At 63.8% G+C, this 25020-nt stretch carries 18 protein-coding genes; 8 read left to right on the forward strand and 10 right to left on the reverse strand.

Annotated features, from left to right (window positions below):
- Positions 1 to 79 precede the first annotated feature (79 nt).
- The 4 genes from aroQ to ACEWE8_RS19135 all read right to left on the reverse strand — a co-directional run bounded on the left by aroQ (position 80) and on the right by ACEWE8_RS19135 (position 6031).
- Complete coding sequence (gene aroQ / locus ACEWE8_RS19120; RefSeq protein WP_395589347.1) at positions 80 to 532, reverse strand: type II 3-dehydroquinate dehydratase; 453 nt, start codon at positions 530 to 532, stop codon at positions 80 to 82.
- Positions 533 to 711: 179 nt separating this feature from the next.
- A complete protein-coding gene (locus tag ACEWE8_RS19125; RefSeq protein WP_046787846.1) occupies positions 712 to 2493 on the reverse strand; it encodes a protein-disulfide reductase DsbD in 1782 nt (593 codons plus the stop codon).
- 83 nt (positions 2494 to 2576) lie between these two features.
- Complete coding sequence (locus ACEWE8_RS19130) at positions 2577 to 4538, reverse strand: methyl-accepting chemotaxis protein (RefSeq protein WP_046787847.1); 1962 nt, start codon at positions 4536 to 4538, stop codon at positions 2577 to 2579.
- Positions 4539 to 4651: 113 nt separating this feature from the next.
- A complete protein-coding gene (locus tag ACEWE8_RS19135) occupies positions 4652 to 6031 on the reverse strand; it encodes a diguanylate cyclase (protein WP_046787848.1) in 1380 nt (459 codons plus the stop codon).
- 246 nt (positions 6032 to 6277) lie between these two features.
- On the opposite strand from ACEWE8_RS19135, the gene ACEWE8_RS19140 reads away from it, so the two are divergent.
- The 5 genes from ACEWE8_RS19140 to ACEWE8_RS19160 all read left to right on the forward strand — a co-directional run bounded on the left by ACEWE8_RS19140 (position 6278) and on the right by ACEWE8_RS19160 (position 11143).
- On the forward strand, positions 6278 to 7345 hold the full coding sequence (locus tag ACEWE8_RS19140) for a DUF2333 family protein (RefSeq protein ID WP_046787849.1): 1068 nt from the start codon (positions 6278 to 6280) through the stop codon (positions 7343 to 7345).
- Between the two features lie 2 nt (positions 7346 to 7347).
- Entirely contained in the window at positions 7348 to 7884 is a 537-nt protein-coding gene (locus ACEWE8_RS19145; RefSeq protein WP_046787850.1) for an NUDIX hydrolase, read from the forward strand.
- A gap of 216 nt (positions 7885 to 8100) precedes the next feature.
- Complete coding sequence (locus ACEWE8_RS19150; protein WP_012316399.1) at positions 8101 to 8472, forward strand: translation initiation factor Sui1; 372 nt, start codon at positions 8101 to 8103, stop codon at positions 8470 to 8472.
- A 149-nt stretch (positions 8473 to 8621) separates the two neighbouring features.
- The gene (gene speA / locus ACEWE8_RS19155) at positions 8622 to 10535 is read left to right on the forward strand and encodes an arginine decarboxylase (RefSeq protein WP_012316398.1); all 1914 of its coding nucleotides are present in this window, start codon (positions 8622 to 8624) and stop codon (positions 10533 to 10535) included.
- Between the two features lie 152 nt (positions 10536 to 10687).
- Complete coding sequence (locus ACEWE8_RS19160) at positions 10688 to 11143, forward strand: transposase (RefSeq protein WP_080952190.1); 456 nt, start codon at positions 10688 to 10690, stop codon at positions 11141 to 11143.
- Between the two features lie 108 nt (positions 11144 to 11251).
- Here the strand turns inward: ACEWE8_RS19160 and ACEWE8_RS19165 are convergent, their stop codons facing one another.
- Complete coding sequence (locus ACEWE8_RS19165; protein WP_046787851.1) at positions 11252 to 12589, reverse strand: MATE family efflux transporter; 1338 nt, start codon at positions 12587 to 12589, stop codon at positions 11252 to 11254.
- A 133-nt stretch (positions 12590 to 12722) separates the two neighbouring features.
- Here ACEWE8_RS19165 and ACEWE8_RS19170 point away from each other — a divergent pair, with 133 nt between their 5' ends.
- The gene (locus ACEWE8_RS19170; RefSeq protein ID WP_046787852.1) at positions 12723 to 17624 is read left to right on the forward strand and encodes an alpha-2-macroglobulin; all 4902 of its coding nucleotides are present in this window, start codon (positions 12723 to 12725) and stop codon (positions 17622 to 17624) included.
- A gap of 163 nt (positions 17625 to 17787) precedes the next feature.
- On the opposite strand, the gene ACEWE8_RS19175 is transcribed toward ACEWE8_RS19170, so the two are convergent.
- Complete coding sequence (locus ACEWE8_RS19175) at positions 17788 to 18081, reverse strand: hypothetical protein (protein WP_046787853.1); 294 nt, start codon at positions 18079 to 18081, stop codon at positions 17788 to 17790.
- 77 nt (positions 18082 to 18158) lie between these two features.
- On the opposite strand from ACEWE8_RS19175, the gene pbpC reads away from it, so the two are divergent.
- Both pbpC and ACEWE8_RS19185 read left to right on the forward strand, forming a co-directional pair.
- Positions 18159 to 20513 carry a peptidoglycan glycosyltransferase PbpC gene (gene pbpC / locus ACEWE8_RS19180; RefSeq protein WP_046787854.1) on the forward strand — a complete coding sequence of 785 codons (2355 nt, stop codon included), beginning with the start codon at positions 18159 to 18161 and terminating at the stop codon, positions 20511 to 20513.
- A 92-nt stretch (positions 20514 to 20605) separates the two neighbouring features.
- A complete protein-coding gene (locus tag ACEWE8_RS19185) occupies positions 20606 to 22264 on the forward strand; it encodes a ShlB/FhaC/HecB family hemolysin secretion/activation protein (protein WP_046787855.1) in 1659 nt (552 codons plus the stop codon).
- Positions 22265 to 22326: 62 nt separating this feature from the next.
- Here ACEWE8_RS19185 and ACEWE8_RS19190 read toward each other — a convergent pair whose 3' ends face one another.
- The 4 genes from ACEWE8_RS19190 to ACEWE8_RS19205 form a co-directional block, all read right to left on the reverse strand.
- On the reverse strand, positions 22327 to 23109 hold the full coding sequence (locus tag ACEWE8_RS19190) for a response regulator transcription factor (protein ID WP_217433399.1): 783 nt from the start codon (positions 23107 to 23109) through the stop codon (positions 22327 to 22329).
- A gap of 113 nt (positions 23110 to 23222) precedes the next feature.
- Positions 23223 to 23693: an A24 family peptidase gene (locus ACEWE8_RS19195; protein ID WP_039602427.1), complete on the reverse strand. Its 471-nt coding sequence runs from the start codon at positions 23691 to 23693 to the stop codon at positions 23223 to 23225.
- A gap of 93 nt (positions 23694 to 23786) precedes the next feature.
- Positions 23787 to 24356: a DUF4136 domain-containing protein gene (locus ACEWE8_RS19200; protein WP_395589348.1), complete on the reverse strand. Its 570-nt coding sequence runs from the start codon at positions 24354 to 24356 to the stop codon at positions 23787 to 23789.
- Between the two features lie 19 nt (positions 24357 to 24375).
- Complete coding sequence (locus ACEWE8_RS19205; protein WP_012316387.1) at positions 24376 to 25011, reverse strand: DUF4136 domain-containing protein; 636 nt, start codon at positions 25009 to 25011, stop codon at positions 24376 to 24378.
- Positions 25012 to 25020: the final 9 nt, after the last annotated feature.

Consider the following 25020-nt stretch of genomic DNA (forward strand, 5'->3'; position numbering starts at 1 on the left):
GGTCAGGGGGCATTAAGTTAAAAACGTATCTGAAACGTTTTTCTCGAACCCCGGCCCACTCAGGCCAGGGCTTCTATCATCAGGGCTGTGCGTTGGCAGCCAGTTGTTCCAGTGCGGCCTCCAGGGCCAGGCGATACCCGCTGGCGCCCAGGCCGCAGATCACCCCTACGGCTACATCGGAGAAGTAGGAGTGGTGACGGAACGGTTCGCGTTTGTGCACGTTGGACAGGTGCACTTCGATGAATGGGATGCTCACCGAAAGCAATGCGTCACGTAATGCGACGCTTGTGTGGGTGAAAGCAGCCGGATTGATCAGGATGAAGTCCACACCCTCGTTGCGTGCGGCGTGAATACGGTCGATCAGCTCGTACTCGGCATTGCTCTGCAGGTACTGCAGGTGATGGCCTGCGGCGCGGGCGCGCTGTTCCAGGCCCTGGTTGATCTGGGCCAGGGTCACGGCGCCGTAGTGGCCCGGTTCGCGGAGCCCGAGCATGTTCAGGTTGGGGCCGTGAAGCACCAGTAGCGTTGCCATCTGCAGATTCCTTGGATTTGTAGGGCAATTCGACACAGCGCGGCGAGTGTGCCGTAAAGCGACGGCAAGTGTCCAGTTCCCGGCAATAGCCAGCACGATGTCCGAGGTTCGCGCGAAGTATGTGACCAAATATTAAAATCTGGTCACTCGTTCGCAGAAATATGCAGGCACGCGGGAAGTTATAGACCGAGTTTGCCGCGCACGCGCGCCAGAACACCCGCAAATTCGGCGGCGTTTATCTCGCCAATGACCCGATCGGTGGTCATTTCGCTGCCGTTCGCGGCAAAGAACAGCAGTGCAGGCGGGCCGAACAGCTGGTAGCGGTCGAGCAGGGTACGTTGCTCGGCGTTGCTTTCGGTGATGTCGAAACGCAGCAACTTGAATGCGCCCAGTTGCGGTTGGTCCTGCGCTGCGTTGAGTACTTCATGCTCGATGACTTTGCAGCTGATGCACCAGTCGGCGTACCAGTCGAGCAAGACCGGCTGCCCCGCAGCTTTCGCCTCGGCCAGGGCTGCGTCAAGTGCAGCCGGCGTAGTGACGGTTTGCCAAGCATCCACCGAAGCTGACGGGCCACTGCCGACGGTTGTCGGTGCTGGCGCAGGCAATGGGCGCAGCGGGTCTCCCTGGCCATTGAGGGCGCCGTACCAGCAGGCCAGGCCGTAGACCAGCAGGGCCAGGCCCAGCAGTTGCGCCAGGCGTTGGCGTGGCGCCTTGACCACGAACTCCAGCGCACCGAGGAAAACGGCTACGCCCACGCTCAGGAAACCGACCAGCAACAAGGTTGCCGGCCCCGGCAGCACGCGGCTGAGCAGGCCGATGGCGAGGCCCAGCAGCAACACACCAATAGCGTTTTTCACGGTGTTCAGCCAAGGCCCGCTCTTTGGCAGCCAGGCCGCGCCCCCAGTAGCTACCAGCAACAATGGCGCGCCCATGCCCAGGCCGAGGGCAAACAACTTGAGTGCGCCACCCAGGGCGTCACCGCTGGCACTGATATACAGCAAGGCGCCGGCCAATGGTGCCGAGACGCACGGCGAAACCAGCAGGCTGGACAGCACGCCCAGCACTGCTGCACCCAGCAGCGAGCCGCCCTTGGTGCGGTGGGCGAGCGTGTCCAGACGATTGTTCAAGGCCTGTGGCAGTTTGAGTTCGAACAGGCCGAACATGGCCAGTGCGAACAGCACGAAGAACAGCGCGAAAGGCACCAGTACCCAAGCCGATTGCAGCCGCGCCTGCAGGTTCAGGCCTGCACCGAACAGGCCCATCAGCGCCCCCAGCAGGGCGAAACTGGCGGCCATGGCCAGCACATAGGCCAGCGAAAGGGCCAGGCCGCGCAGGCCGGCGACCTGGCCGCGCAGGACCACGCCAGAGAGGATCGGCAGCATTGGCAGCACGCAGGGCGTGAAGGTCAGGCCGACCCCGGCGAGGAAGAACAGCAGCAATGATTTCCAGCTCCAGCCTTGCTCGCTGGCCGTCGCGGGGGCGTCGGCCGTGCTCCCCCCTGCGCCGTCGATGCTCAGGCGTGCCGTCTCTGGTGGGTAGCACAGGCCCTTGTCGGCACAGCCCTGGTAGCCGACCAGCAGGGTGAATGCGCGGGCGTCGGTGCGCGGCAGTTCGATGTCGAGCACCCCGTGGTAGACCTCGACGTCGCCGAAGAACTCATCGTGCTTGGCCTCGCCCTTGGGAATGTTCGGCGAACCCAGGGTGATGTCTGCCGGTTCGCTGCGGAACTGGAAGCGATGGCGGTAGAGGTAATAGCCGTCGGTGGCGACGAAGCGCAGTTTGATGGTGTGCGCATCGGCCTGGACCAGGCTGAGCTTGAAGGCTTCATGTACGGGCAAAAAGTCTGCGCTGTTGCTCAGCGAGGCGGCGCCGAGGGTGGCGCTGGGGCGGTTGTCGAGCAGGCCCGTGGCGAAGGCAGGGCTGGCCAGCAGCAGGAACAGCAGGAAAAACAGGCGGCGCATGGCGGACTCGCGAGGTGGAACGTGCCCGGCATGATAGCGGAGTTGGCCTTGGTTGGGGGTGTGGGGCCGGTGCAGGCAAAAAATCAAAGCCTGAAGGCCCGCACCGCACGGTTCAGCTCGCCGCCAAGGGTCAGCAATTGCTCGCCCTGCTCGCGCCCTTCACCGATGCGCTGCAGGTTGTCTTCACCCAGCTCATGAATCCGCTCGCTGTGCCCTCGAATCTCGCTCACCGCATCACTCTGCTGCGCCGTGACGTCGGCAATGCGCACTGCAGTATCGGCGATGGTGCGGATCGCGTTGACGATCTCGTCCAGCGCGCCGTCGGCAGCCTGAGCCTGGTCAGCTGTGGCTTGCGCATGTTCCAGTTGCGCCCGCATACCTGTCACCGACTCCCGTGCCGCCTGTTGCAGCCGGTCGATCAAGGCCTGGATCTCGCCAGTGGCGCCTGTGGTGCGTTGTGCCAGCGAGCGTACTTCGTCTGCAACCACGGCAAAGCCGCGGCCCATTTCGCCCGCGCGGGCGGCTTCGATGGCGGCGTTCAATGCCAGCAGGTTGGTCTGCTCGGCGATCGATCTGATCACGGTGAGCACACCGCCGATGGTGGCCGACTCCTCGGCCAGCTGTTCGATCATGCGGGCATTGCCCTGCACCTCATCGACCAGCGTGCGCAGCCCGCCAAGGCTCTGGCCGATCACCGTCTGGCCTTGCTCCACGGCGCGGCCGGCATCGCGGCTGGCATCGGCCGCGGAGCTGGCATCACCAGCCACCTGCAAAATGGTGGCTTCCAGTTCGCCCAGCGCATCGCGGATCTGCCCGGTGTCACCGGCCTGGCGCTCTGCGCCGTCATGCAGGGCGGCGCTCATGCCGGCCAGTGCGTGGCTGCTGCCGGCCACCTGCTCGGCGTTGTGGCGGATGGTGCCGACCAGCTCCACCAGGTACTGGCGCAGGCGGTTGAGCGATTCCTGGATGTCGTGCAGCTCGCGGTTTGTCTTGCCCAGGGCGATGGGGGCGGCGAAATCGCCTTCGGCCCATCGCGACAGGGCCGGGGCCAGGCCGGTCAGGGTGCGCGTCAGCCGCCGCTGCAATGTGTCGATGAGCAGGGCGATCAGCAGGATCAGGCCGATCATCAGGCCCTGGATAAGGCGCACTTCGCTGGCGATACGGGCGTGCTGGCCGCGCACTTCAGGCTCAAGGCTGGCAATGGCTTTTTGCACGGCGTCGAGCCGTTCATTGGTGCTGGCGGCCAGGGCTGCGCGCCGCTCGATCTGTTCGCGGGTGCGTTGCAGTTCGCCAGGGTAGCGGTTGAGCAGGCTCTGCAGTTCGCGCTTGAGGCCAACGGCAACGTCTTCCTGTTGCCCGGCGGCCTGCGTTTCCAGGCCCATCATGGCGGCGAAATCATCAGCGTTGGATTCGGCGGCGCGGGTCACGCCCAGCAACGGCAGGTTGTCGATGACCTGAGCCTGGGCGCGGATCAGTTGCAGCTCGCGTTCCACCTCGTCGGCCAGCTCGGCGCGGCCGCTGCTGACCAGTTTGTCACGGGCCAGCGACAGGCGGCCCAGGTGTACGCTGGCGTCGAGCAGCGGCAGCAGGTAAAGGCTCGCCTCGCTGCTGGCGCTGTCGCGGGCATAGCCGGCCAGTTGTTCGAAATTGGCGCCTAGTTCACGTTCGGCCTGCAACAGCAGGGCTTGAGGGTCGCCGGCCAGTTTGCCGGCCGCGAGCAGCTCGTTGGCGGTGAAGGCTTGCAGGGTATCAAGGCTTGGGCGCAATTGGCCGGCCAGCTCTTCAGGCCAGTCGGCCAGTGCCTGCCCAAGCTGTTGGTTGGCCTCCAGCGCCGCCGCATGGCGCAGGGCGTCGCCGCTGCCCAGATAAGCCTGGATGTTGCGCGCGGCCTGGTTCTGGAACTGCTGCGACAGGCCCAGATAGTGTTCCATCAATTGATAGGGGCGCTCCAGGGCGCGCTGCGACCACCAAAGGGTCGCGCCCAGAGCGATACACACGGTCACCAGCAACAGGGTGTTGAAATTGGTCAGCCACTTCAGGCGCATAGCCGCGAACTTCCTGCGGGGGTGGAGGGGTAGGTGCCTGAAGTTATTGCTATTTTGTGACGGGGTGATGACGATGGTGGCTTAACGCTATCTAATGGGTGCGGGCCGGCCGGCTAAGGCTCGACCCGCACCACACAGTTGCGCCCCGCATGCTTGGCCCGATACAGCGCCTCGTCAGCGGTGCTGGCCATGCTCAATGCATCGAGCTCATCGTCCAGCTGCACCACCCCGGCACTGAACGTGCACCGCAGGTCGCAAGGCTGTGCCGGGTAGAGGATTTCGGCGAAGCGCCGGCGAATCTCGTCGAGCACCTTGTGCGCGGCATCCAGTGCGGTGTTGGGCATGACGATGGCGAACTCCTCGCCGCCATAGCGGCCGATGAAGTCGGTCTTGCGCAGCCGTTGCTTGAGAAAAAGCGCCAGGCTTTTGATAACCCGATCACCCATGGGGTGGCCATGGCGGTCGTTGATCTTCTTGAAGTGGTCGATGTCTAGCATGGCAAAGCTGAGCGGCTGGCCCTCGCGACGGGCGCGAAAGCTGCAATCTTCCAGCAATTGCAGGATGTGCGTGTGGTTGTACAGGCCGGTAAGGCTGTCGCGGACCATGCGCGACTTGAGGTGGCGCGCTCGGGCAGCACGGTTGCGCACAGTGGTGATCAGGTGGCGCGAGCGGATCGGTTTGGTCAGAAAGTCGTCGCCGCCCTCGCTCATGGCGTCGAGCTGTTTGTCCAGGTCGTCCTCGGCGGACAGGTAGATGATGGGTACGCTGACGTAGCGGTCGTTGTGGCGGATCACTTTGGCCAGTTCCGGGCCCGAGCAGGCTGGCATGTACAGGTCGAGAATGATCAGGTCGGGCTGGAACTCGGCCAACTCGGCCATGGCGCGGATCGGGTCGGTCAGGCTGCGGGTGATCATGCCGGCGCTGCCCAGCACGCGTTCGGTGTGCAGTGCCTGGGTGCGCGAGTCGTCGATGATCAGCACGCGCAGCGGTTCAAGAGGCGCGGTGCTGGTCATGATCTCGAGCTTCTCAAGCAGGCTGGAGGCTTCCAGTGTGCCGGTGAGAAATGCTTGACCACCTGCGCGTACTGCGGCCAGGCGCGTTGGCGTGTCGGCTTCGTGCAGGCTGAAGAACAGCAGCGGGATCGGCTGCTCCAGACCCGACTGCGCCTGTGCCGCCAGTTGCATGCCGCAACCTGGCCCGCTGAAGTCGACATCCATCACGATGGCGGAGGGTGCCTGCTCGGCCACTGACGCCAGCAACGCGTCGACGCTGAACAGCGCTTGCACGCTCAGGCCGAAGAACTCCAGTTGCTGGGCCAGACGCTCGGCGCGCTCATGGTCGCGCAGCAGCAGATACACCGGCCTGCGAGCAGGTGGCAACGTCAGCTGATCAAGTTGGTCGCCCTGGCGCAAACGAGTGCGCGACAGGCGTTGCAACAGGTGATCGAGCTCCTGCTTGAGGCGCTCTTGGCTCGGCTCCGCGGCTTGGGTCATGTCCTGACTACTTATTAGTGGGATATGCAGGTGCGATGATGGCTCTATGCTAGCAGCTCTTTCCAAGCATGCGAGTGCGCGGGATCAACAAAGCGTTGATGACGAATATTCAGTTGCTGACCGATTGGTCGCTTATGCGTACGGTGGTGTCTGCTTTATAGTGCAGCAACGTGGGCTTGCCGTGGCACCCTGGCACTGGCCTGTGGTCAAAAGCCCTGAACCGTCGTGACTGATAAGGACAAAGCCATGCTGGACTGGAAAAACCGCGAGGCCAAGGCCGAGCCCCGTGAGCGTGTCGATGGCCGCGGTGCTGCCGCCCGTAGCTATGTGGGTGGCCTCTGGAGCCGAGCCCTGGGGACCCTGATCGGGTTGTACCTGCTGGTCTGCATCGGGCTGGGCTGGTACTGGAGCCAGGAACCGGAGCTGTTCCCGGTGCAGCAGAATGCCCAGGCAGCAGCCGAGCGCAACGGCCAGCAGATGGTGATTGGTTACACCACCATCGAAACGCTCAAGACTGTGGCCGAAACCCTGCTGAACAAGCCGGGCGGCTACATTTCCAACGATCGCTTCCCGCCGGGGCTGTGGATGGACAACATGCCGAGCTGGGAATACGGCGTGCTGGTCCAGGTGCGTGACCTGTCCCGCGCTTTGCGCAAAGACTTCGCCCGCTCGCAGTCGCAGTCCACCGAGGACGCCGACCTTGCCAAGGCCGAGCCGCGCTTCAACTTCGACAACAAGAGCTGGATCCTGCCATCGAGCGAATCGGAGTTCGAGGAGGGCATCAAATCGCTTGCCCGCTACCAGACCCGCCTGGCGGCTGGCGACAAGGGTGCGATCTTCTATACCCGTGCCGACAACCTGAACAACTGGCTGGGCGATGTCGCCACGCGCCTGGGTTCGCTGTCGCAGCGCCTGTCGGCAAGTGTTGGCCGGGTCAAGCTCAATACCACCCTGAAGACCGAATCGGTGGTTGCTGGCCAAGCGCCGCAGGTGGACGAGGAGGTGGTGGAAACGCCTTGGCTGCAGATCGACAACGTGTTCTACGAAGCCCGCGGCCAGGCCTGGGCGCTGTCGCACCTGCTGCGTGCCATCGAAGTGGACTTCGCTGACGTGCTGGCGAAGAAGAATGCCACCGTCAGCGTGCGCCAGATCATTCGTGAACTGGAGGCGTCGCAGGAAGCGTTGTGGAGCCCGATGGTGCTCAACGGCAGCGGCTTCGGCATGTGGGCCAACCACTCGCTGGTCATGGCCAACTATATTTCGCGGGCCAACGCGGCGGTCATCGACCTGCGTCAACTGTTGTCGCAGGGTTGAACATGGCTATAAGCCCCAACGAGGCCGCCCACCGGGCGGCTTCCGACCGCGAACTGGTCGCCTGGGTGGACGAAGCCGATCAGGTGCTTGGTGCGCTGCCCAGGGCGGAGCTTCGCGAGCGTGGTCTGATTGGCCGCTGTACCTTCATTCTCCTGTTCAATGGCGCCGGTGAGTTGTGCGTACACCGGCGCACCTTGAGCAAGGCGCTGTATCCGGGCTATTGGGATGTGGCCGCAGGCGGCATGGTGGCGGCGGGGGAGGCGTATGCCGACTCGGCGGCCCGTGAACTGGCCGAGGAGTTGGGCATCGAGGGCGCCGAGTTGCGTTTCCACGAACGGTTCTACTTCGACCAGCCCGACAACCGGTTATGGTGCGCGGTGTATTCGGCAGTGTCGGACGCGCCGCTGCGGTTACAGCCTGAAGAGGTGAGCGAGGCGAGGTTCATCAGCCTCGCCCAGGCTGAGGCAGAAAGCCTCAGCAAGCCCTACTGTCCGGACTCGCTGGCGGCGCTGCAGCGGTACAAGGTCAGTCTGGGCTAAGGCTGGGGCCGCTTTGCGGTCCCAGGTCCCATGAGTCGCAAATCTTTCGCAAAATGGCGCATTCCGGTACTTAGCAATCACCTGATTTATCGTTACACTGCGCGCCCTTTTCGGGCTGTTGCAGGATCTTGCGGCAGTAGCGCCGCCCCTGCCAGAGTGGGGCTTCGCGGTCGGCTCCTGCCGACCAGTTTTTGTCCTCAGCACAGAGGAACAAAAGTGGCCAAGAAAGCTTCTTCCTTTTCCGCCCTTGGCGGTCTCGTGTTTTCCACCGACGCCGGTCGGCACTGCCCCGACTGTAGCCAGCCGGTGGATGCCTGCATCTGCAAGCAGCAAACCATCCCCGAAGGCGACGGCATCGCCCGTGTTCGCCGTGAGAGCAAAGGCCGTGGCGGCAAGACCGTGACCACTGTCACCGGCGTGCCGCTGCCGCCAGACCAGCTCAAGGAGCTGGCCACCACCCTCAAGCGCCGCTGCGGTACCGGCGGTGCCCTGAAGGACGGGGTTATCGAGATCCAGGGCGACCATGTCGAGCTGTTGATCGGCGAGCTGACCAAACAGGGTTTCAAGGCGAAAAAGTCCGGGGGCTGAGGCCATCACGCGATTTTTTGCCCAGCGCTTTCTAAACTCGTTCCCGTGACCAGGGTCTATTGCTAGGCACGGATGAATCGTCATTTCCAGCTTTTACACTGCGCCCGCCACCATGTGGGGCAGTGTTTTCGACTTTATAGGGGACTTGAATGTCCGTACGACGCACACGCAAAGACGATGGTAGCCAATGGACCGTGGCCGACAGCCGCAGTGTTTATGGTATCCGCCATTGGGGCGCTGGTTATTTCGCCATCAATGAAGCCGGGCGCGTCGAAGTGCGCCCCAACGGCCCTCAGAGCGCGCCGATCGACTTGTTCGAGCAGGTCGATGAGCTGCGCCAGAGCGGCTTGTCGCTGCCGCTGCTGGTACGCTTCCCCGACATTCTGCAGGACCGCGTGCGCCAGTTGACTGGTGCCTTCGACGCCAACATCGCGCGCCTTGAGTACCAGAGCCAGTACACCGCGCTGTATCCGATCAAGGTCAACCAGCAGGAAGCGGTGGTAGAGAACATCATCGCCACGCAGAACGTTTCCATCGGCCTGGAGGCAGGTTCCAAACCTGAGCTGCTGGCGGTGCTGGCGCTGGCGCCGAAGGGCGGCACCATCGTCTGCAACGGCTACAAGGACCGCGAGTTCATCCGCCTGGCGCTGATGGGCCAGAAGCTCGGCCACAATGTGTTCATCGTCATCGAGAAAGAGTCCGAAGTGGCGCTGGTGATCGAAGAGGCCGCCGAGCTCAAGGTCAAGCCGCAGGTTGGGCTGCGCGTTCGCCTGTCGTCGCTGGCTTCGAGCAAGTGGGCAGACACCGGTGGCGAGAAGTCCAAGTTCGGCCTGTCGGCTGCCCAGTTGATTTCGGTCGTGCAGCGCTTCCGCGATGCCGGGCTGGACCAGGGCATCCGCCTGCTGCACTTCCACATGGGTTCGCAGATCGCCAACCTGGCCGACTACCAGCATGGCTTCAAGGAAGCCATCCGCTACTACGGCGAGCTGCGTGCCCTGGGCCTGCCCGTCGACCATATCGACGTGGGCGGTGGCCTGGGTGTGGACTACGACGGCACCCACTCGCGCAACGCCAGTTCGATCAACTACGACATGGACGACTATGCCGGCGTGGTGGTGGGCATGCTCAAGGAGTTCTGCGACGCGCAGGGCTTGCCGCATCCGCACATTTTCTCCGAGAGTGGCCGTTCGCTGACTGCGCACCACGCCATGCTGGTGATCCAGGTGACCGACGTCGAGAAACACAACGACGACGTGCCGACCATCGAAAACAAGGAAAGCCTGCCCGAGACCGTGCAGTGGCTGGCCGACCTGCTCGGCCCGACCGACATCGAGATGGTCACCGAGACCTACTGGCGCGCCACGCACTACATGGGAGACGTGGCAGCGCAATATGCCGATGGCAAGATCAGCCTGGCCGAAAAGGCCCTGGCCGAGCAGTGCTACTTCGCCGTGTGCCGTCGCCTGCACAACTCGCTCAAGGCCCGCCAGCGCTCGCACCGCCAGGTGCTGGACGAACTGAACGACAAGCTGGCCGACAAGTACATCTGCAACTTCTCGGTGTTCCAGAGCCTGCCGGACACCTGGGCCATCGGCCAGGTGCTGCCGATCATCCCGTTGCACCGCCTGGACGAAGAGCCGCTGCGCCGTGCAGTGCTGCAGGACCTGACCTGCGACTCCGACGGCAAGATCAACCAGTACGTCGACGAGCAGAGCATCGAGACCAGCATGCCGGTGCACTCGCTCAAGGACGGTGAGGACTACCTGCTGGGCGTGTTCCTGGTCGGTGCCTACCAGGAAATTCTCGGTGACATGCACAACCTGTTCGGTGATACCGACTCGGTGAACATTTACCAGAACGCCGATGGCAGCGTGTTCCACGCCGGTATCGAGACCCACGACACCATCGAAGACATGTTGCGCTATGTGCACCTGTCGCCGGAGGAGTTGATGACCCACTACCGCGACAAAGTGGCCAGCGCCAAGATCAGCGCCCGAGAGCGTACCCAGTTCCTCGATGCACTGCGCCTGGGGCTGACCCGGTCTTCCTACCTGTCGTCGTGATTGTCACGGCCGCTCCTGCTACCCCCGTAGGAGCGGCCTTGCGTCGCGAATGAGGGCGCAGCCCTCACCGGTGTCACATCAGGAAAAGGAACAAACGTACCCGGCTGCATGGGGCTGACTACCGTTGAACGCAATGTTCAAGGGATACCGACATGGACCGTCAAGGCAATCACCGTTTGCGCAAAGGCCGCCACTCGGAGCAGGGGAGGTTGTATCTATTAACAACGGTTACCCGCAATCGCGCTCCAATCTTCAAGAATCTTCCTTTCGCCCGAGCCGCCATTCACCAGTTGCGGCTAAGCGATCAGGAAGCGTGCTGTCGAACGCTGGCGTGGGTCTTGATGCCAGATCATCTGCACTGGCTGATCGAGCTAGGCCACGGAACGCTTGGCGAATTGATGTGCGCATTCAAATCTCGAAGCAGTTGCGCGCTTTATCGAGCCGGAGCTGATAGGCGCCGTATCTGGCAACCTGGCTTCCATGACCGAGCGTTACGGCGTGAGCAGGACATCAGGGCCGTTGCTCGATACATCATCGCCAACCCAATCCGTGCCGGACTGGTACAGCGTGCTGGCGAGTATTCTCACTGGGATTGTGTATGGCTGTGAGTGTGCAGGTGAGGGCTGCGCCCTCATTTCGCGACACAAGGCCGCTCCTACAGCGGTCGCCCGTAGAGCGGCCTTGCGTCGCGAAAGGGCTGCAAGGCAGCCCCAGCATCAGTGAATCCACAGTCCTTTTCGTTGCAGGCGCCAGCCCACCCATCCCAACGTCACCGCCCGCAACGCCATGAACCCGAGAAACGCCAACCACAGCCCGTGGTTGCCAAAGCCACTCATGGCCCACGCCAGCGGCAATGCAACCAGCACCGAAACCAGCATTGCATTGCGCATCTCCCGCGCCCGCGTGGCACCGATGAACAGGCCGTCCAGCAAGTAACTCCACACCGCTACCAATGGCAGTACCGCCAGGTACGGCAGGTACGGATAGGCGGCCGCGCGTACACTCTCGATATCGGTCTGCAGGTCGATGAACAAATGCCCGGCCAGCAGGAACAGCCCGGCAAAACCCAGACTGGTAATCAATGACCATCCACAGGCCACCACCAGCGAGCGGCGCAGGGTGTCGCGATCGCGGGCGCCAATGGCATGGCCGCACAGGGCTTCCACCGCATGCGCCAGGCCGTCGAGGGCGTAGGCGGTGAGCAGCAGGCCGTTGAGCAGCAGTGCATTGGCCGCCACCGTGGCCTCGCCCAGTCGCGCGCCTTGCACGGTGATCAGCAGGAACACCAGCTGCAAGGCCAGGCTGCGCAGGAAGATATCGCGGTTGACCGATAGCAACGGCCGCCAGGCTTGCCAGCGCCTGAGTGCCGCCCAGGCGATATGCCCGGGGTAGGCGCGCAGGGCAGGGCGGGTCAGGGCCAGGCCAAGCAGTGCCGCCGCCCACTCGGCGATCACCGACGCCCGCGCCGACCCCAGCACACCCCAATCCAGGCCAAGAACGAACCATAGGTTGAGGCCGATGTTCAGCAGGTTGGTGGTCAGCAATATGGCAAGCGGTGCTCGGGCGTTCTGGGTGCCGAGGAACCAGCCGACCAGCGCGTAGCTGGCCAGCGCCGCCGGCAGGCCGAGCAGGCGGGTATGGAAGAAGGCCTCGGTCGATTGCTGCAAGGCTTGGCTCGGTTGCATCGCGTGCAGCGCCAGTTGGCTGAAGGGCAGGGCGAGCAGGCCGATGAGCAGGGCAAAGCCCACCGCCAGCAGCAGGCCTTGCACCAGGACCTGGCGCAGCGCAGCACCGTCGGCACGCCCCGCGGCCTGGGCAGCGAAGCCGGTGGAGCCCATGCGCAGGAAGCCCATCAGGCCGACCATGAAGGTGAACAGCGTGGCGCCCACCGCCACTGCGCCAAGCTGATGGGCGTGGGGCAGGTGACCGATGACCGTGCTGTCTACCAGGGCCACCAAGGGCACCGAGATGTTGGACAGAATCATCGGTGCGGCCAGGGCCCAGACTTTGCGGTGGGTGAGGCGGTGCTGCCAGTCGGTGGCAATTTGCGACATTTGAGTTCCTGGGAAAACAGGGCCGCATAGCGGCCCTTCTGGATCGATAGGCCGCATTCTAACGGCCAGCCACCTGCCGTTGCGCTATAGTTGCTGCCTTCACGCATACGCTGCCGATTAGAGTCCCCACTCCATGTTCAACAAAGGATTGTTGCTGGCCTGCGCGCTGGCCCTGCTCAGTGCCTGTGATTCCTCCACGCCAGACACACCTGCCGCCACCGAAAAACCGGCGGCAAGCACCCCGGCCGAATCTGCTGCGCCCAAGCGCCAGGACCCTGCCGAACTCGCCAAACGCTACGAAGGCCGTGAGCTCAGCGTGCTGGATGTTTCGGAAGTGCAGCTCGACGGCGCCAGTGCCCTCTCGGTCAGTTTTTCCGCACCGCTGGACGCCAAGCAGAACTTCGCTGCCAAGCTGCATCTGGTCGATACCGTCAAAGGCAAGGTCGACGGTGCCTGGGAGCTTGCCGACAACCAGATGGAACTGCGCCTGCGTCACCTCGAGCCGCAGCGCAAGCTTGTGCTGACCGTCGACAAGGGCCTGCTGGCTGTCAACGGCAAGCAGCTGGAAAGCGAGTCGGTGACCCGCCTGGAAACCCGCGACATGCAGCCGACCATCGGCTTCGCCAGCCGTGGCTCGCTGCTGCCTACGCGGCTGGCCGAGGGCCTGCCGGTGATTGCCCTGAACGTCGACAAGGTTGATGTCGAGTTTTTCCGGGTCAAGCCGGACATGCTCTCGACCTTCCTGGTCAACTGGGGCCGCAACAGCAGCCTCTACTACTACCAGTCCAAGGAAACCCTGGCCCTGGCCGACCTGGTCTACAGCGGCCGGTTCGACCTCGACCCGGCGCGCAATACCCGTGAGACCGTGCTGCTGCCGATCGCCGGGATCAAGCCGCTGCAGGAGCCGGGCGTATACCTGGCAGTGATGCGCGCGTCAGGAACCTACGATTATTCGCAGCCGGCGACGCTGTTCACCCTCAGCGATATCGGCGTCTCGGCCCACCGCTATCGCGACCGCCTTGACGTGTTTGCCCAGGCCCTGGAGGGCGGCAAGGCGCTCAACCAGGTAAACCTCGAACTGCATGACGACAAGGGCAAGCTGCTGGCCCAGGCCAAGACCGATGGCCAAGGCCATGCCCAGCTGCCGCTCACGGCCAAGGCCGATACCCTGATCGCGACCCAGGGTGTGCATACCACACTGTTACGCCTGAACACTGCAGCGCTGGACCTGGCCGAATTCGACATCACCGGCCCGCAGGCAAACCCGCTGCAGTTTTTCATCTTTGGCCCGCGCGACCTGTATCGCCCGGGTGAGACGGTGCTGCTCAACGGCCTGTTGCGCGACCAGGATGGCAAGCCGGTAAAGGCCCAGCCAGTCGGTGTTGAGGTACGCCGCCCGGATGAGCAGGTCAGCCGCAAGTTTGTCTGGGAGGCCGATGCCAACGGCCTTTATCAGTACCAGTTGCAACTGGCTACAGAAGCGCCGACCGGTCGTTGGCAACTGCTGCTCGACCTTGGCGGGGGGCGTAAGCAGGTCTATGAGTTCCTCGTCGAAGACTTCCTTCCTGAACGCCTGGCGCTTGAACTGAAGGGCAGCAGCACACCGCTCTCGCCCGAAGAAACGGCGCAGGTCCAGGTCAATGGCCGGTACCTCTACGGTGCGCCGGCGGCGGGCAATCGCCTGAGCGGCCAGGCGTACGTGCGCCCCCTGCGCGAAGCGGTACCTGCTTTGCCGGGTTATCAGTTTGGTTCGGTCACCGAAACCGAGCTGAACCAAGACCTGGAGCTGGATGAAGTGACCCTCGATCAGGCTGGCAAGGCCGTGGTCGATATCGAAAGCCGCTGGGCCGAAGCGCGCTCGCCGCTGCAGTTGACCGTGCAGGCCAGCTTGCAGGAGTCCGGTGGCCGACCGATCACCCGTCGTCTCGAACAACCGATCTGGCCCGCCGACCGCCTGCCTGGCCTGCGTGGCGTGTTCGAGGGCGAGGAAACCGACAGCGACGGCCCGGTGGAATTCGAGTTCCTGGTGGCCGACCGAGACGGCAACAAGCTCGCTGCCAGCGACCTCAAGGTACGGCTGATCCGAGAGCGCCGCGATTACTACTGGAACTACTCGCAAAGTGACGGCTGGAGCTACAACTACAACGAAAAATTCCTCACTCAGAACGAGCAAAGCGTCAATGTAAAAGCGGGCTCTACTGCCAAGCTGACCTTCCAGGTCGAGTGGGGACCTTACCGCGTCGAGGTGGAAGACCCACAGACTGGCCTGGTATCCAGCGAACGCTTCTGGGCGGGGTATCGCGCCCAGGACAATGCCGAAGGCGGCGCAGTGCGCCCCGACCAGGTCAAGCTGGCGCTGGACAAGCCGGCTTACGCTGATGGCGCTACTGCCAAGGTCACGGTAACCCCGCCAGCTGCCGGCAATGGCTACCTGATGATCGAATCCAGCGATGGCCCGCTGTGGTGGCAGGAGATCGACGTCCCCGCCGAAGGCAAGACCTTCGAGGTGCAGCTGGACAAGCAGTGGGCTCGCCACGACCTTTACATCAGTGCCCTGGTGATCCGCCCGGGTGAGCGCAAGGCCAATGCCACGCCCAAGCGTGCCGTCGGTGTGCTGCACCTGCCGCTCGGCCGCGCCGAGCGCAAACTGGCGGTGAGCCTGCAGGCACCGGAAAAAATGCGCCCCAAGCAACCCCTGACGGTCAGAATCAAGGCCACCAATACCGATGGCAGTATTCCCAAACAGGCCCATGTGCTGTTGTCTGCTGTGGATGTGGGCATCCTCAACATCACCGACTTCAAGACCCCTGACCCATACGCCAGCCTGTTCGGCCGCAAGGCCTATGGCGCCGACCAGCTGGACATCTATGGCCAACTGATCGAAGCCGGTCAGGGGCGCCTGGCCAGCCTGGCCTTCGGCGGTGACGCAGCCATGGCCAAGGGTGGCAAGCGCCCCAATACCACGGTCACCATCGTTGCCCGGCAGAGTGTGCCGGTGACCCTGAACGAGCAGGGCGAGGGCGAGGCGAGCGTCGATATTCCCGACTTCAATGGCGAACTGCGGTTGATGGCCCAGGCCTGGACCGAGGACCACTTCGGCATGGCCGAGGGCAAGACCGTGGTGGCGGCCCCGCTGATTGCCGAACTCTCGGCGCCGCGCTTCCTTGCCGGTGGCGACCGCACCAGCCTGGCGCTGGACCTGGCCAACCTTTCCGGCCTGGCCCAGCAGCTGACTGTCGATATCAGCACCGAGGGGCAGGTGAGCCTGGCAATGAGCGCCCAGCAGCGTGTTGCCCTGGCCGAGGGCCAGCGCACCACCCTGATGATCCCGGTGCAGGCGCAGGGTGGCTTGGGCCAGGGCAAGGTGCATGTGCGGGTCAATGGCCTGCAGTTGCCGGGCGAGCCGCAGAAAACCTTCGAGCGTGAATGGACGCTGGGCGTACGCCCAGCATACCCGGCCGTGCTCAAGCATTACCGCGTGGCTCTCAAGGACCAGCCCTGGACGCTGCCTGAAGCCGACCTGGCAGCATTCGAACCGGCCGGGCTGGAAGCCAGCCTGGCGCTGTCGAGCCGCCCGCCACTTAACCTGGCCGAGCAGATCCGTGCCCTCGAAGCCTACCCCTACGGTTGCCTGGAACAGACCACCAGCGGCCTGTACCCCTCGCTGTACGCCGATGCGCAGAGCCTCAAGCGCCTGGGGATCAAGGGCGAGCCGGCCGAGGTGCGCAAGCGCAAGATCGAAATGGGCATCGAACATCTGCTGGGAATGCAGCGCTACAACGGCAGCTTCGGCCTGTGGAGTTCTGACAGCGAGGAGGAGTACTGGCTGACCGCCTATGTCACCGACTTCCTGCTCAGGGCCCGTGACCAAGGCTATGGTGTGCCGGCCGAGGCGCTGAAGAAAGCCAATGAACGCCTGCTGCGCTACTTGCAGGAGCGTAACCTGATCGAGGTCGACTACAGCGAGAACGCCGAACACACCCGCTTTGCCGTGCAGGCCTACGCTGCGCTGGTACTTTCGCGCAGCCAGCAGGCTCCGCTGGGTGCCTTGCGCAGCCTGTTCGAACGGCGCGCCGATGCGCGCTCCGGCCTGCCGCTGGTACAACTGGCGGTGGCGCTGGACAAGATGGGCGACAAGCCGCGTTCGCAGGAGGCATTGCAAGCAGGCCTGGGTATCAGCCGCAGCAAAGGCTGGATGGCCGATTACGGCAGCAGCCTGCGTGACCAGGCATTGATCCTGGCGTTGCTGCAGGAGAGTGATCTGGCCAGCAACCAGGTCGATCAGCGGTTGTTCGCGCTGTCTGATGAGCTGGCCGCCAACCGTTGGCTGTCGACGCAGGAGCGTAATGCGCTGTACCTGGCCGGGCGTGGCTTGCTCGATAAGCCTGAGAGCCCGTGGAAGGCGCGCCTGGACAGTGCCGGTGAGGTGCGGGAGTTCAGCAATGGCGACGCTGGCATGAAGCTCGAAGGCCCACTGTTGGCCTCGCCGCTGAGTGTGCAGAACGAAGGTAGTGAAACTGTCTACCAGCAACTGACCCTCTCGGGCTATCCACGTCAGGCGCCTGCCGCAGGCGGCAACGGCATGGAGATCCGCCGTGAATACCTGGGCATGAACGGCCAGGCACTGGACCTGCACAACGTGCGCAGCGGCGACCTGGTGCTGGTGCATCTGGCGCTCAAGGCCACGGAGCGGGTTCCGGATGCGCTGGTGGTCGACCTGTTGCCGGCGGGCCTGGAGCTGGAGAACCAGAACCTGGCGCAGAGCGCTGCCAGCCTGAACAATGCCAGCAGCGCAGTGAAGCAGTGGCGTGAGTCGATGCAAAACGCCAGCGTGGTGCATCAGGAATACCGTGATGACCGGTATGTGGCGGCGCTCAAGCTCGACGGCTATGGCACCACTCACCTGTTGTATCTGGCGCGAGCGGTGACCCCGGGCACCTACCGTATACCGCCGCCGCAAGTGGAGTCGATGTACCGGCCGAACCTGCAGGCGGTGGGCGATGGGCAGGGTGAGATGACGGTCAAATTAAGGTAGGGCATGCTGCTCTTTTGTAGGAGCGGCCTTGCGTCGCGAAAGGGCCTCATAGAGGCCCCAGACCAGCAACTGTGGTGAACAAGAAGTATCGTGTGTGCCGTTTTTGCGGCCGCTGCGCGCCCGATCGCGACGCAAGGCCGCTCCTACAATTGACGGTGCACGCTCAATGAATCACCCAGCTCATCACCCACAACCCCAGCACCAGCCAGATGATCCCGAGGATGATCGAGGCGCGCATGAAGGCGCGGATTGCCGAGTACAGCAGCAGCAGGCCGACGATCAGGGCAAGGATGCTGACCAGTGAGGTGTCCATGCCCAGTGTGCGCGCAAGGCCATCAATGAAGTTGCCCCCGGCGTTGGCCAGCAGGTTGAACAGGCCGCCCAAGGCGTCGACGATGAAGCGGATCAACGAACCCAGTGCCTGGCCAAGCCACTCGAAAAAACCTTCTACATGCATAGTTGCTTCCTGATGTACGAATCGGCGAGGTTGCCGTCCCCAAGCCTTTGGCCATTACCTGGCCCGGTCGGTTCCCGATGCCTAGCTTAGCGCGACCGCGCACCCGAGCGGCAAGGATCCTGCGCGCCAGCGTGATGGCGCTGGTGGGCATCGCCGGCCTGTTGTGGCTGGCTGACCGTATCTGGCCATTGCCCATGCCGGCAGATGATCTGGCGCGGGTCGTGCTGGCCGAAGACGGCACGCCCTTGTGGCGCTTCGCCGATGCCGAGGGCGTGTGGCGCTACCCGGTCAGCCCCAAAGAGGTTTCGCCTTTGTACCTGCAGGCGCTGCTGACCTATGAGGACCGCTGGTTCTACCACCACCCAGGGGTCAACCCGCTGGCGCTGGTGCGCGCGGCATGGCTGAACGTGCGCGGCGGGCGGGTTGTTTCAGGTGGCAGCACGCTGTCGATGCAGGTTGCGCGTTTACTCGACCCGCACGAACGCACGCTGGCAGGCAAGCTGCGGCAACTGTGGCGTACGGCGCAGCTGGAATGGCACCTGTCCAAGCACGAGATTCTGCAGATCTACCTCAATCGCGCACCCTTCGGTGGCACCTTGCAGGGCGTGGCGGCGGCCAGTTGGGCCTACCTCGGCAAATCGCCGATGCACCTCACGCCTGCCGAAGCGGCGCTGCTGGCAGTGCTGCCCCAGGCACCCAGCCGGTTGCGCCCGGACCGTCACCCCGCACGCGCCCAGCGTGCGCGGGACAAGGTGCTGCAGCGCCTGGACGAGTATCAGGTGTGGCCTGCCTGGCAGATCAAGGAAGCTGCCGAAGAGCCGTTATTGCTGGCCCCGCGTAAGGAGCCAGCCTTGGCACCGCTGCTGGCGCGCCGCCTGAACACTCCCGGCAGCCCGCCGTTGATCCGCACCACGCTCGATGCCTCGTTGCAGCGGCGCCTCGAGGACCTGCTGCTGGGCTGGCGTGCCCGCTTGCCGGAACGTACCTCCGCGGCCGTGCTGGTGGTGGATGCGCAGAGCATGGCCGTGCGTGCCTACCTGGGTTCGATCGACCTTGCCGATGAGCGCCGTTTCGGCCATGTCGACATGGTCCACTCGCTGCGTTCACCGGGCTCGACCCTCAAGCCGTTCCTCTATGGCATGGCCCTGGACGACGGCCTGATCCATTCCGAATCGCTGCTGCAGGATGTACCGCGCCGCTATGGCGATTACCGGCCTGGCAACTTCTCGATGGGTTTCAGCGGCCCGGTCTCGGCCAGTTCGGCGCTGGCCTTGTCGCTCAACCTGCCGGCGGTGCAGTTGCTCGAAGCGTATGGGCCCAAGCGCTTTGCTGCGCAACTGCGCATGGCCGGCATGCCGCTGGCGCTGCCGCCATTGGCCGAGCCTAATCTGTCGTTGATCCTCGGTGGCGCAGGCAGCCGCCTGGAGGAGCTGGTGGGTGGTTATGCGGCATTGGCCCGTGGCGGCAACAGTGCACGGGTACGTCTGCAACCGCAGGATCCGCTGCTGGAGCGGCGTCTGCTGTCACCGGGGGCGGCGTGGATCATCCGCCGTATTCTCAGCGGCCAGGCGCGGCCGGACCGTGACCCGCACGCGCAGTTGGTGCAACGCCCGCAGTTGGCCTGGAAAACGGGTACCAGCTATGGCTTTCGTGATGCCTGGTCGATCGGCGTCGGGCCGCGTTATCTGATTGGCGTGTGGATTGGCCGGCCCGACGGCACCCCAGTGCCCGGCCAGTTCGGCCTGGCTTCGGCGGCGCCGCTGATGCTGCAGATTCACGACCTGCTGACCAACCGTGACAGCCAGCGGGGCCTTGGCGTGCCGGTCGAACAGGTGCCCGCCAGCATTGGCGTGGCCGCAATCTGCTGGCCGCTGGGCCAGCCCATGAACCGGCAAGACACCAACTGCAGGCGCCAGCGCTTTGCCTGGACACTCGACGGCACCACCCCGCCGACCCTGCAGGCAGCCGATCAACCGCTTGGGCTGGGTTTGCGTGAGCAGGTCTGGATCAACGCGCGGGGGCTGCGGGTGGATGGCTCGTGCCCAGGTGCCCACGCGCGTGATGTCGCCCTTTGGCCGGCCCCGCTCGAGCCTTGGCTGGCGCGGGTCGAGCGGCGTGCGGCGCGGCTGCCGGCCGTGGACCCAAGCTGCCCGCCGCAGGTACCTGCCACGGCACCGCCCCTGTCTATCGTCGGTGTACGCCCAGGCGACAACCTGCGCCGCCCGGCCACCAGCAGCGAGCCGTTGCAACTGCAGGTTTCGGCCCTGGGTGGCGGTGGGCGGCGCTGGTGGTTCCTCAACGGCCAGCCCCTTGGCCAGACCGAGGGCCAGGGCAGCATGCGGGTGCGCTTTGAGCAGGCCGGGCAGATCGAGCTCAGCGCACTCGATGAGAGCGGTGAAACCGCGCGGGTGGCGTTCCAGGTCAGCGATTAGCCGTTCGACGTTTGCCGGGGCAGCACCTACGCTTGCTGGTGATGGGTGTGGCCGGCCGACGCCCCGGCGCCCAAGGGATCGTGGAGCGTCCTATGCGTCTTGCGGTCGTGCCCCTGTTACTGCTGACCTGGGCCAGCCTGGCCCCCGCCGAGCCGTTGCCGGCTTTTCTCGATACCCATGAATACGAGCGCCGCCTGCCCACCGCCAACCTGCCGGTAGATACCTATCGCCCCGTTACCCCGGCGCTGCATGTCGTGTTACCTGCTGCACCCGAGAGCTTGCCGTCAGATGCCCGATTCGTGCTGCACAAGGTGCGCTTCGAGGGCGGTACGGTTTACCCGCTGAGTGAATTGCGTGAGCACTATCAAGCATTGATTGGGCACGAGATCTCCTTGGGTGATCTGCAGCAATTCACTGAGCGACTGACCCAGCGTTACCAGCATGATGGATACCCCCTGTCGTATGCCTACCTGCCACCTCAGGACTTTGCCGATGGCCGTGTGCATGTGGTGCTGGTGGAAGGGTACATCCAGGACTATGAACTGCTGGGTGATATCGGCCCGCCCGCGCTCTACCTCAAGCAGGTGACAGGACGCCTGCTGGCCGAGCGGCCACTGACCCAGGAAACCCTCGAGCGCTATGTAGGCGCGGTGCAGCGGCTACCGGGTATCAATGTGAAGGCTGAAGTGGCGGTGGGGCCCGCCCCTGAAGACGCGAACCGTCTGAAAATACGTGCGTGGCGCAGGCCAGTTGATGCTGGCGTGACCCTGAGTGACGGCAGCCGCGGGGACCTGCAGGCGCTGTTCAAAATCTCCAGCAATGGCCAGACACGCTTTGCCGAGCAACTGACTGCGAGCTTTCTGCTGCCGGCCGGTGACGAACACGTTGATTACCAGCGCCTGGATTACAGCCAGCCTCTGGACGCTCACGGCAACCAATTGCTGCTAGGCGCTGCAAGGTACCGCAGTGAGCCGCGTACTCGTGTCCGGCTGGATGGCGGTGCCGACATCAATCAGCGCCTTGAGAGCGAGCGTTATTCTATCGGCCTCGGCCAGCCCCTGATGATTGCACCGAACGAATGGGTGAACGTGGCCGGGCGTTTTTATTCGGTCGGCGAGCACATTGAGTATCGGGCGGGCGGCTTACCCGAGTACGACACCTATGTTCGCGCGCTGTCATTCGAAGGCGACTGGCGCAAGGGAGATCCCGGTCGCCTGCGCATCGCCAGCGCTGGGGTCTATCAGGGTATGGACTACCTGGGGGCGCGTAGCGATGCGGACTACGACATGGACTTTCTGCGCTTTCGGATCGCCGGGCTGCAGAGCGACCAACTGTCTGAACAGTGGCAGGGCGTCGTGTCGGCCGCAGTGCACTGGAGTGACTACAGGCTGCCCGACAGTGAGCGAGCGGTATTTGGCGGGCAGCGTTTCGGCCGCGGCTACCCGAGCGACCAGGCCTCAGGTGACAAGGGCTGGGGTGTGGCTTACGAGCTCAACTACAGCATTATGGCTGGCCGTGCCTGGTTGCAACGGGTGCAGCCCTATGCGGTGCTCGATGCGGCGCACGCCTGGTACAACGGCGGGCCTTTCGAGGATGCGCACCTTAGTTCGGTAGCGCTGGGCGTGCGCCTGGCAGGCGGGCGATATGGCAATGTGGCGCTGGAGGTGGCCAAGCCGCTGGCGGATGTGGCACTGGATAGCCTGAACCGCCGGCCTCGGCTGATGCTGAGCGTCAGCTATCAGCTGGATTGAGCGTCGGGTCTTCAGGCCCTATCGGCGGCTGCCGGTGACAGGGCCTGTGAAGACCGTTTCACTCAATGGGTGGTGAACCGCTGGTGCACCGGCGACGAACTGGGTGTCAACGCAAGCGCCAGTTGCGTGCGGTTGTGCATATGGGTCAGTCGCAACACCTGCGAAACGTACAGTTTCACGGTGTTTTCGGTGATCCCGAGCTCGCAGGCAATCTGGTAGTTGGTCTTGCCTTTGCTCACCAGCCGGGCCACTTCCAGCTGGCGTGGTGAGAGCTTCTCGAACGCGGCAGGCAGATCGCTCTCGCCCTCTTCGACATCGCTGGCGCGGCGGTGGACGCCCTGGCCCCGCGCTTTCTCCAGGTCCTGGTAAAGCTCATCGATGCAGCCCGCCAGGTCTTGCAACCGTTTGTTGAGACTGCCCAGGTTCTGGAAGTTGGATTTGCGCTCCAGCAAAACCTGCTCCTGGCGACGCACGCCTTCCAGCAGTTCGTCGAGGTCAACGGGTTTTTGGTAGTAATCAGCGAAGCCTTCGCGCAGCGCACGAATCACGTCCTGCTTGTCGGCCCGGCCAGTGAGCATGATCGCTTCGAACACGCGCTGGCGCCCGGCAATTTCCTTCAACGCCCTCACCAGTTCAATGCCATCGCGCTCGGGCATGTGCAGGTCGCACAGCACCAGGCCAATGGATTCATCTGCCACATAGCGCTCGATGGCTTCGTCTGTTGAATGCGCGGCCACGCAATGGTGGCCCTGATTTTCGAGATACTCACACAACTGTTCGACGATCAGGGGCTGGTCATCGACCACCAGAACCTTCACCTCGCTGAATGACTTGTTCACGATCAACTCCCTGTTCCTAAGCGGCCCTGCTCCCGGGCCAGACGCTCTGGCAGCTTAACCATAGACGCTGCTTGCGAACCTGTACAACGCATGTACAAGTTATCGGACAACGGGACTGATTATTGGATCCATACCGCTGTGAGCAGAAAGCCGGCCAGCACATAAGGCACGAAGGCTTGTTTGTCGCCCATTTGTTCGGTGAGCGCCTGCAGCCGCTTCTTTACCTTGGGGTTGAACAGGGTCCACAGGCGGCGGCGAGTCAGCAGCCACAGCAACACGCTGACGCCGGCACCGATAAAGGTCCCCAGCACATACTGATGACTGGTCGCCAACGCCAGTGCGCCCATCAGCTTGACGTCGTCAGCGCCGAAGTGGCCGAGCATGTAGCCGGGCAAGGTCAATAGCATGACGATGGCCAATGCCCAGCCGGCATCGCTGGCGTCGGCGCCAATCCAGGTGTGGCCGGTGAAGAACAGCCAGATCAGCGCACAGGCTGCTACGCCCAAGGTCAGGACATCGGCGATCTGGCGTTCGCGAATATCCTGTTCAGTGCACAAGGCAAGCCACATCAGCAGAACAATGCTTTGCATTGGCAGGTCGATCCTTATTCGTTGAACACGTCTACCCGTTCAGCAGGTTTATCAACAGGGTAGACGCGATCTGACGAACGGTCTATGCCATGCTCATTTGGCCCTGCCTGGCGGGTAATTGCCCAGTACCTGGCCAACGGTCTTCTGGATGGCGCTGTTGCGTTCCTCAGGGCTGGGCGGGTAGTTGTTCATGATCTGCTCTGCACTGCCGCGCCAGACCAGCTTGCCGTCGCGGCCATCGAACATGTCGACCTGGATGGTCGCTACCTTGTAATCGACGCTACGGGTTTCGTTGTACATCGGCCCGCCCCAATAGCCACCCCAATAACCGCCCCAGCCACCACCGTAGTTGGTGGTGATCTGCTGCTGGCGTTGTTCGACGATCAGGTAGGCACGCATAGTGACATCAGGTTGGGCATTGCCTTGTGCCGGGCGCAGGCCGCGCTGGTCGAGCTGGTCGGCGACGGCCTGGCGGATCCGCTGCTCGGTGAGGTCGCTCTTGATACGCGGGTCATCCGGGCGGTAGTGCAGGGCCGGCTCTTGCCATGCCCAGCTGCGGTACGCGGCAAAGTCTCGGCTGGCGTCGAAATCCTGCTGGACGTTGTTGCTGGAGCAGGCGGCAAGCAACAGCACGAATGACAGTAGAACGAAGCGACGCAACATGATGGTTCTCCGTTAGGCATTAACTGGGAGGATAGCCGCTGAGTGCCTTGTGTACCGATTCGCGCAATGCGCTTTCGCGGTCACGCGGCGAGCTTTTGTCACTGCCGCTTTCAGCGCTCGCGCTCCACACCGGCTGGCCGTTGCGGGCGTCGAACAGGTCGATGCGCACCACCATCACTTCAACTTCGTAAGTGCGTACGATCGGCACGCTGCCATAGGCGCCGTAACCGTTGCGGTAACCGCCGAAACCGACACCGCCGTAGGGGGCGGGGCCGTAGTAGGGGTCGTAGTAATCATAGTCGCGTACCTGGCGCAAACGCCGCTCCAGGCGCATGTCGGCACTGACCAGCAAGTCGCCGGTCGCGCCCCTGGCCGGGCGCAGTCCATGCTGGTCGAGGGCGCCACTGACGGCATCGGCCAGTTGCCCCGGGTCGGCGTCAGCAGTGCCGCTTGGCAACTGGCCGTCGCGCCAGCTCCAGCTGCGGTAACGGCCATAGTCACGCGGTGGGGCCGGGTAGGCACTGGCGTCGAAGGTGCTGGCCGCCTGCGCGGGGGCCGGCGGCAAGGGGCGGCTGCTGGCAACGTACGGGTTGCTGCCCTGACAGGCGCTGAGGGCAAGCGGGAGCAAGGCCAGGCACAGCAGGCGGTACGGCATGAAATCCTC

The sequence above is a fragment of the Pseudomonas sp. TR47 genome (assembly GCF_044143025.1).
GTDB classification, from domain to species: Bacteria; Pseudomonadota; Gammaproteobacteria; order Pseudomonadales; family Pseudomonadaceae; genus Aquipseudomonas; species Aquipseudomonas putida_E.

Bases quoted from the DNA above. Each gene is read 5' to 3' on its own strand.
- ACEWE8_RS19185 (WP_046787855.1), top strand. From the start codon at position 20,606: ATGCGTCTTGCGGTCGTGCCCCTGTTACTGCTGACCTGGGCCAGCCTG.
- ACEWE8_RS19165 (WP_046787851.1), bottom strand. From the start codon at position 12,589: ATGTCGCAAATTGCCACCGACTGGCAGCACCGCCTCACCCACCGCAAA.
- ACEWE8_RS19205 (WP_012316387.1), bottom strand. From the start codon at position 25,011: ATGCCGTACCGCCTGCTGTGCCTGGCCTTGCTCCCGCTTGCCCTCAGC.
- ACEWE8_RS19125 (WP_046787846.1), bottom strand. From the start codon at position 2,493: ATGCGCCGCCTGTTTTTCCTGCTGTTCCTGCTGCTGGCCAGCCCTGCC.
- ACEWE8_RS19145 (WP_046787850.1), top strand. From the start codon at position 7,348: ATGGCTATAAGCCCCAACGAGGCCGCCCACCGGGCGGCTTCCGACCGC.
- ACEWE8_RS19170 (WP_046787852.1), top strand. From the start codon at position 12,723: ATGTTCAACAAAGGATTGTTGCTGGCCTGCGCGCTGGCCCTGCTCAGT.
- ACEWE8_RS19130 (WP_046787847.1), bottom strand. From the start codon at position 4,538: ATGCGCCTGAAGTGGCTGACCAATTTCAACACCCTGTTGCTGGTGACC.
- speA (WP_012316398.1), top strand. From the start codon at position 8,622: ATGTCCGTACGACGCACACGCAAAGACGATGGTAGCCAATGGACCGTG.
- ACEWE8_RS19160 (WP_080952190.1), top strand. From the start codon at position 10,688: ATGGACCGTCAAGGCAATCACCGTTTGCGCAAAGGCCGCCACTCGGAG.
- ACEWE8_RS19200 (WP_395589348.1), bottom strand. From the start codon at position 24,356: ATGTTGCGTCGCTTCGTTCTACTGTCATTCGTGCTGTTGCTTGCCGCC.
- ACEWE8_RS19135 (WP_046787848.1), bottom strand. From the start codon at position 6,031: ATGACCCAAGCCGCGGAGCCGAGCCAAGAGCGCCTCAAGCAGGAGCTC.
- ACEWE8_RS19175 (WP_046787853.1), bottom strand. From the start codon at position 18,081: ATGCATGTAGAAGGTTTTTTCGAGTGGCTTGGCCAGGCACTGGGTTCG.
- ACEWE8_RS19195 (WP_039602427.1), bottom strand. From the start codon at position 23,693: ATGCAAAGCATTGTTCTGCTGATGTGGCTTGCCTTGTGCACTGAACAG.
- aroQ (WP_395589347.1), bottom strand. From the start codon at position 532: ATGGCAACGCTACTGGTGCTTCACGGCCCCAACCTGAACATGCTCGGG.
- pbpC (WP_046787854.1), top strand. From the start codon at position 18,159: ATGCCTAGCTTAGCGCGACCGCGCACCCGAGCGGCAAGGATCCTGCGC.
- ACEWE8_RS19140 (WP_046787849.1), top strand. From the start codon at position 6,278: ATGCTGGACTGGAAAAACCGCGAGGCCAAGGCCGAGCCCCGTGAGCGT.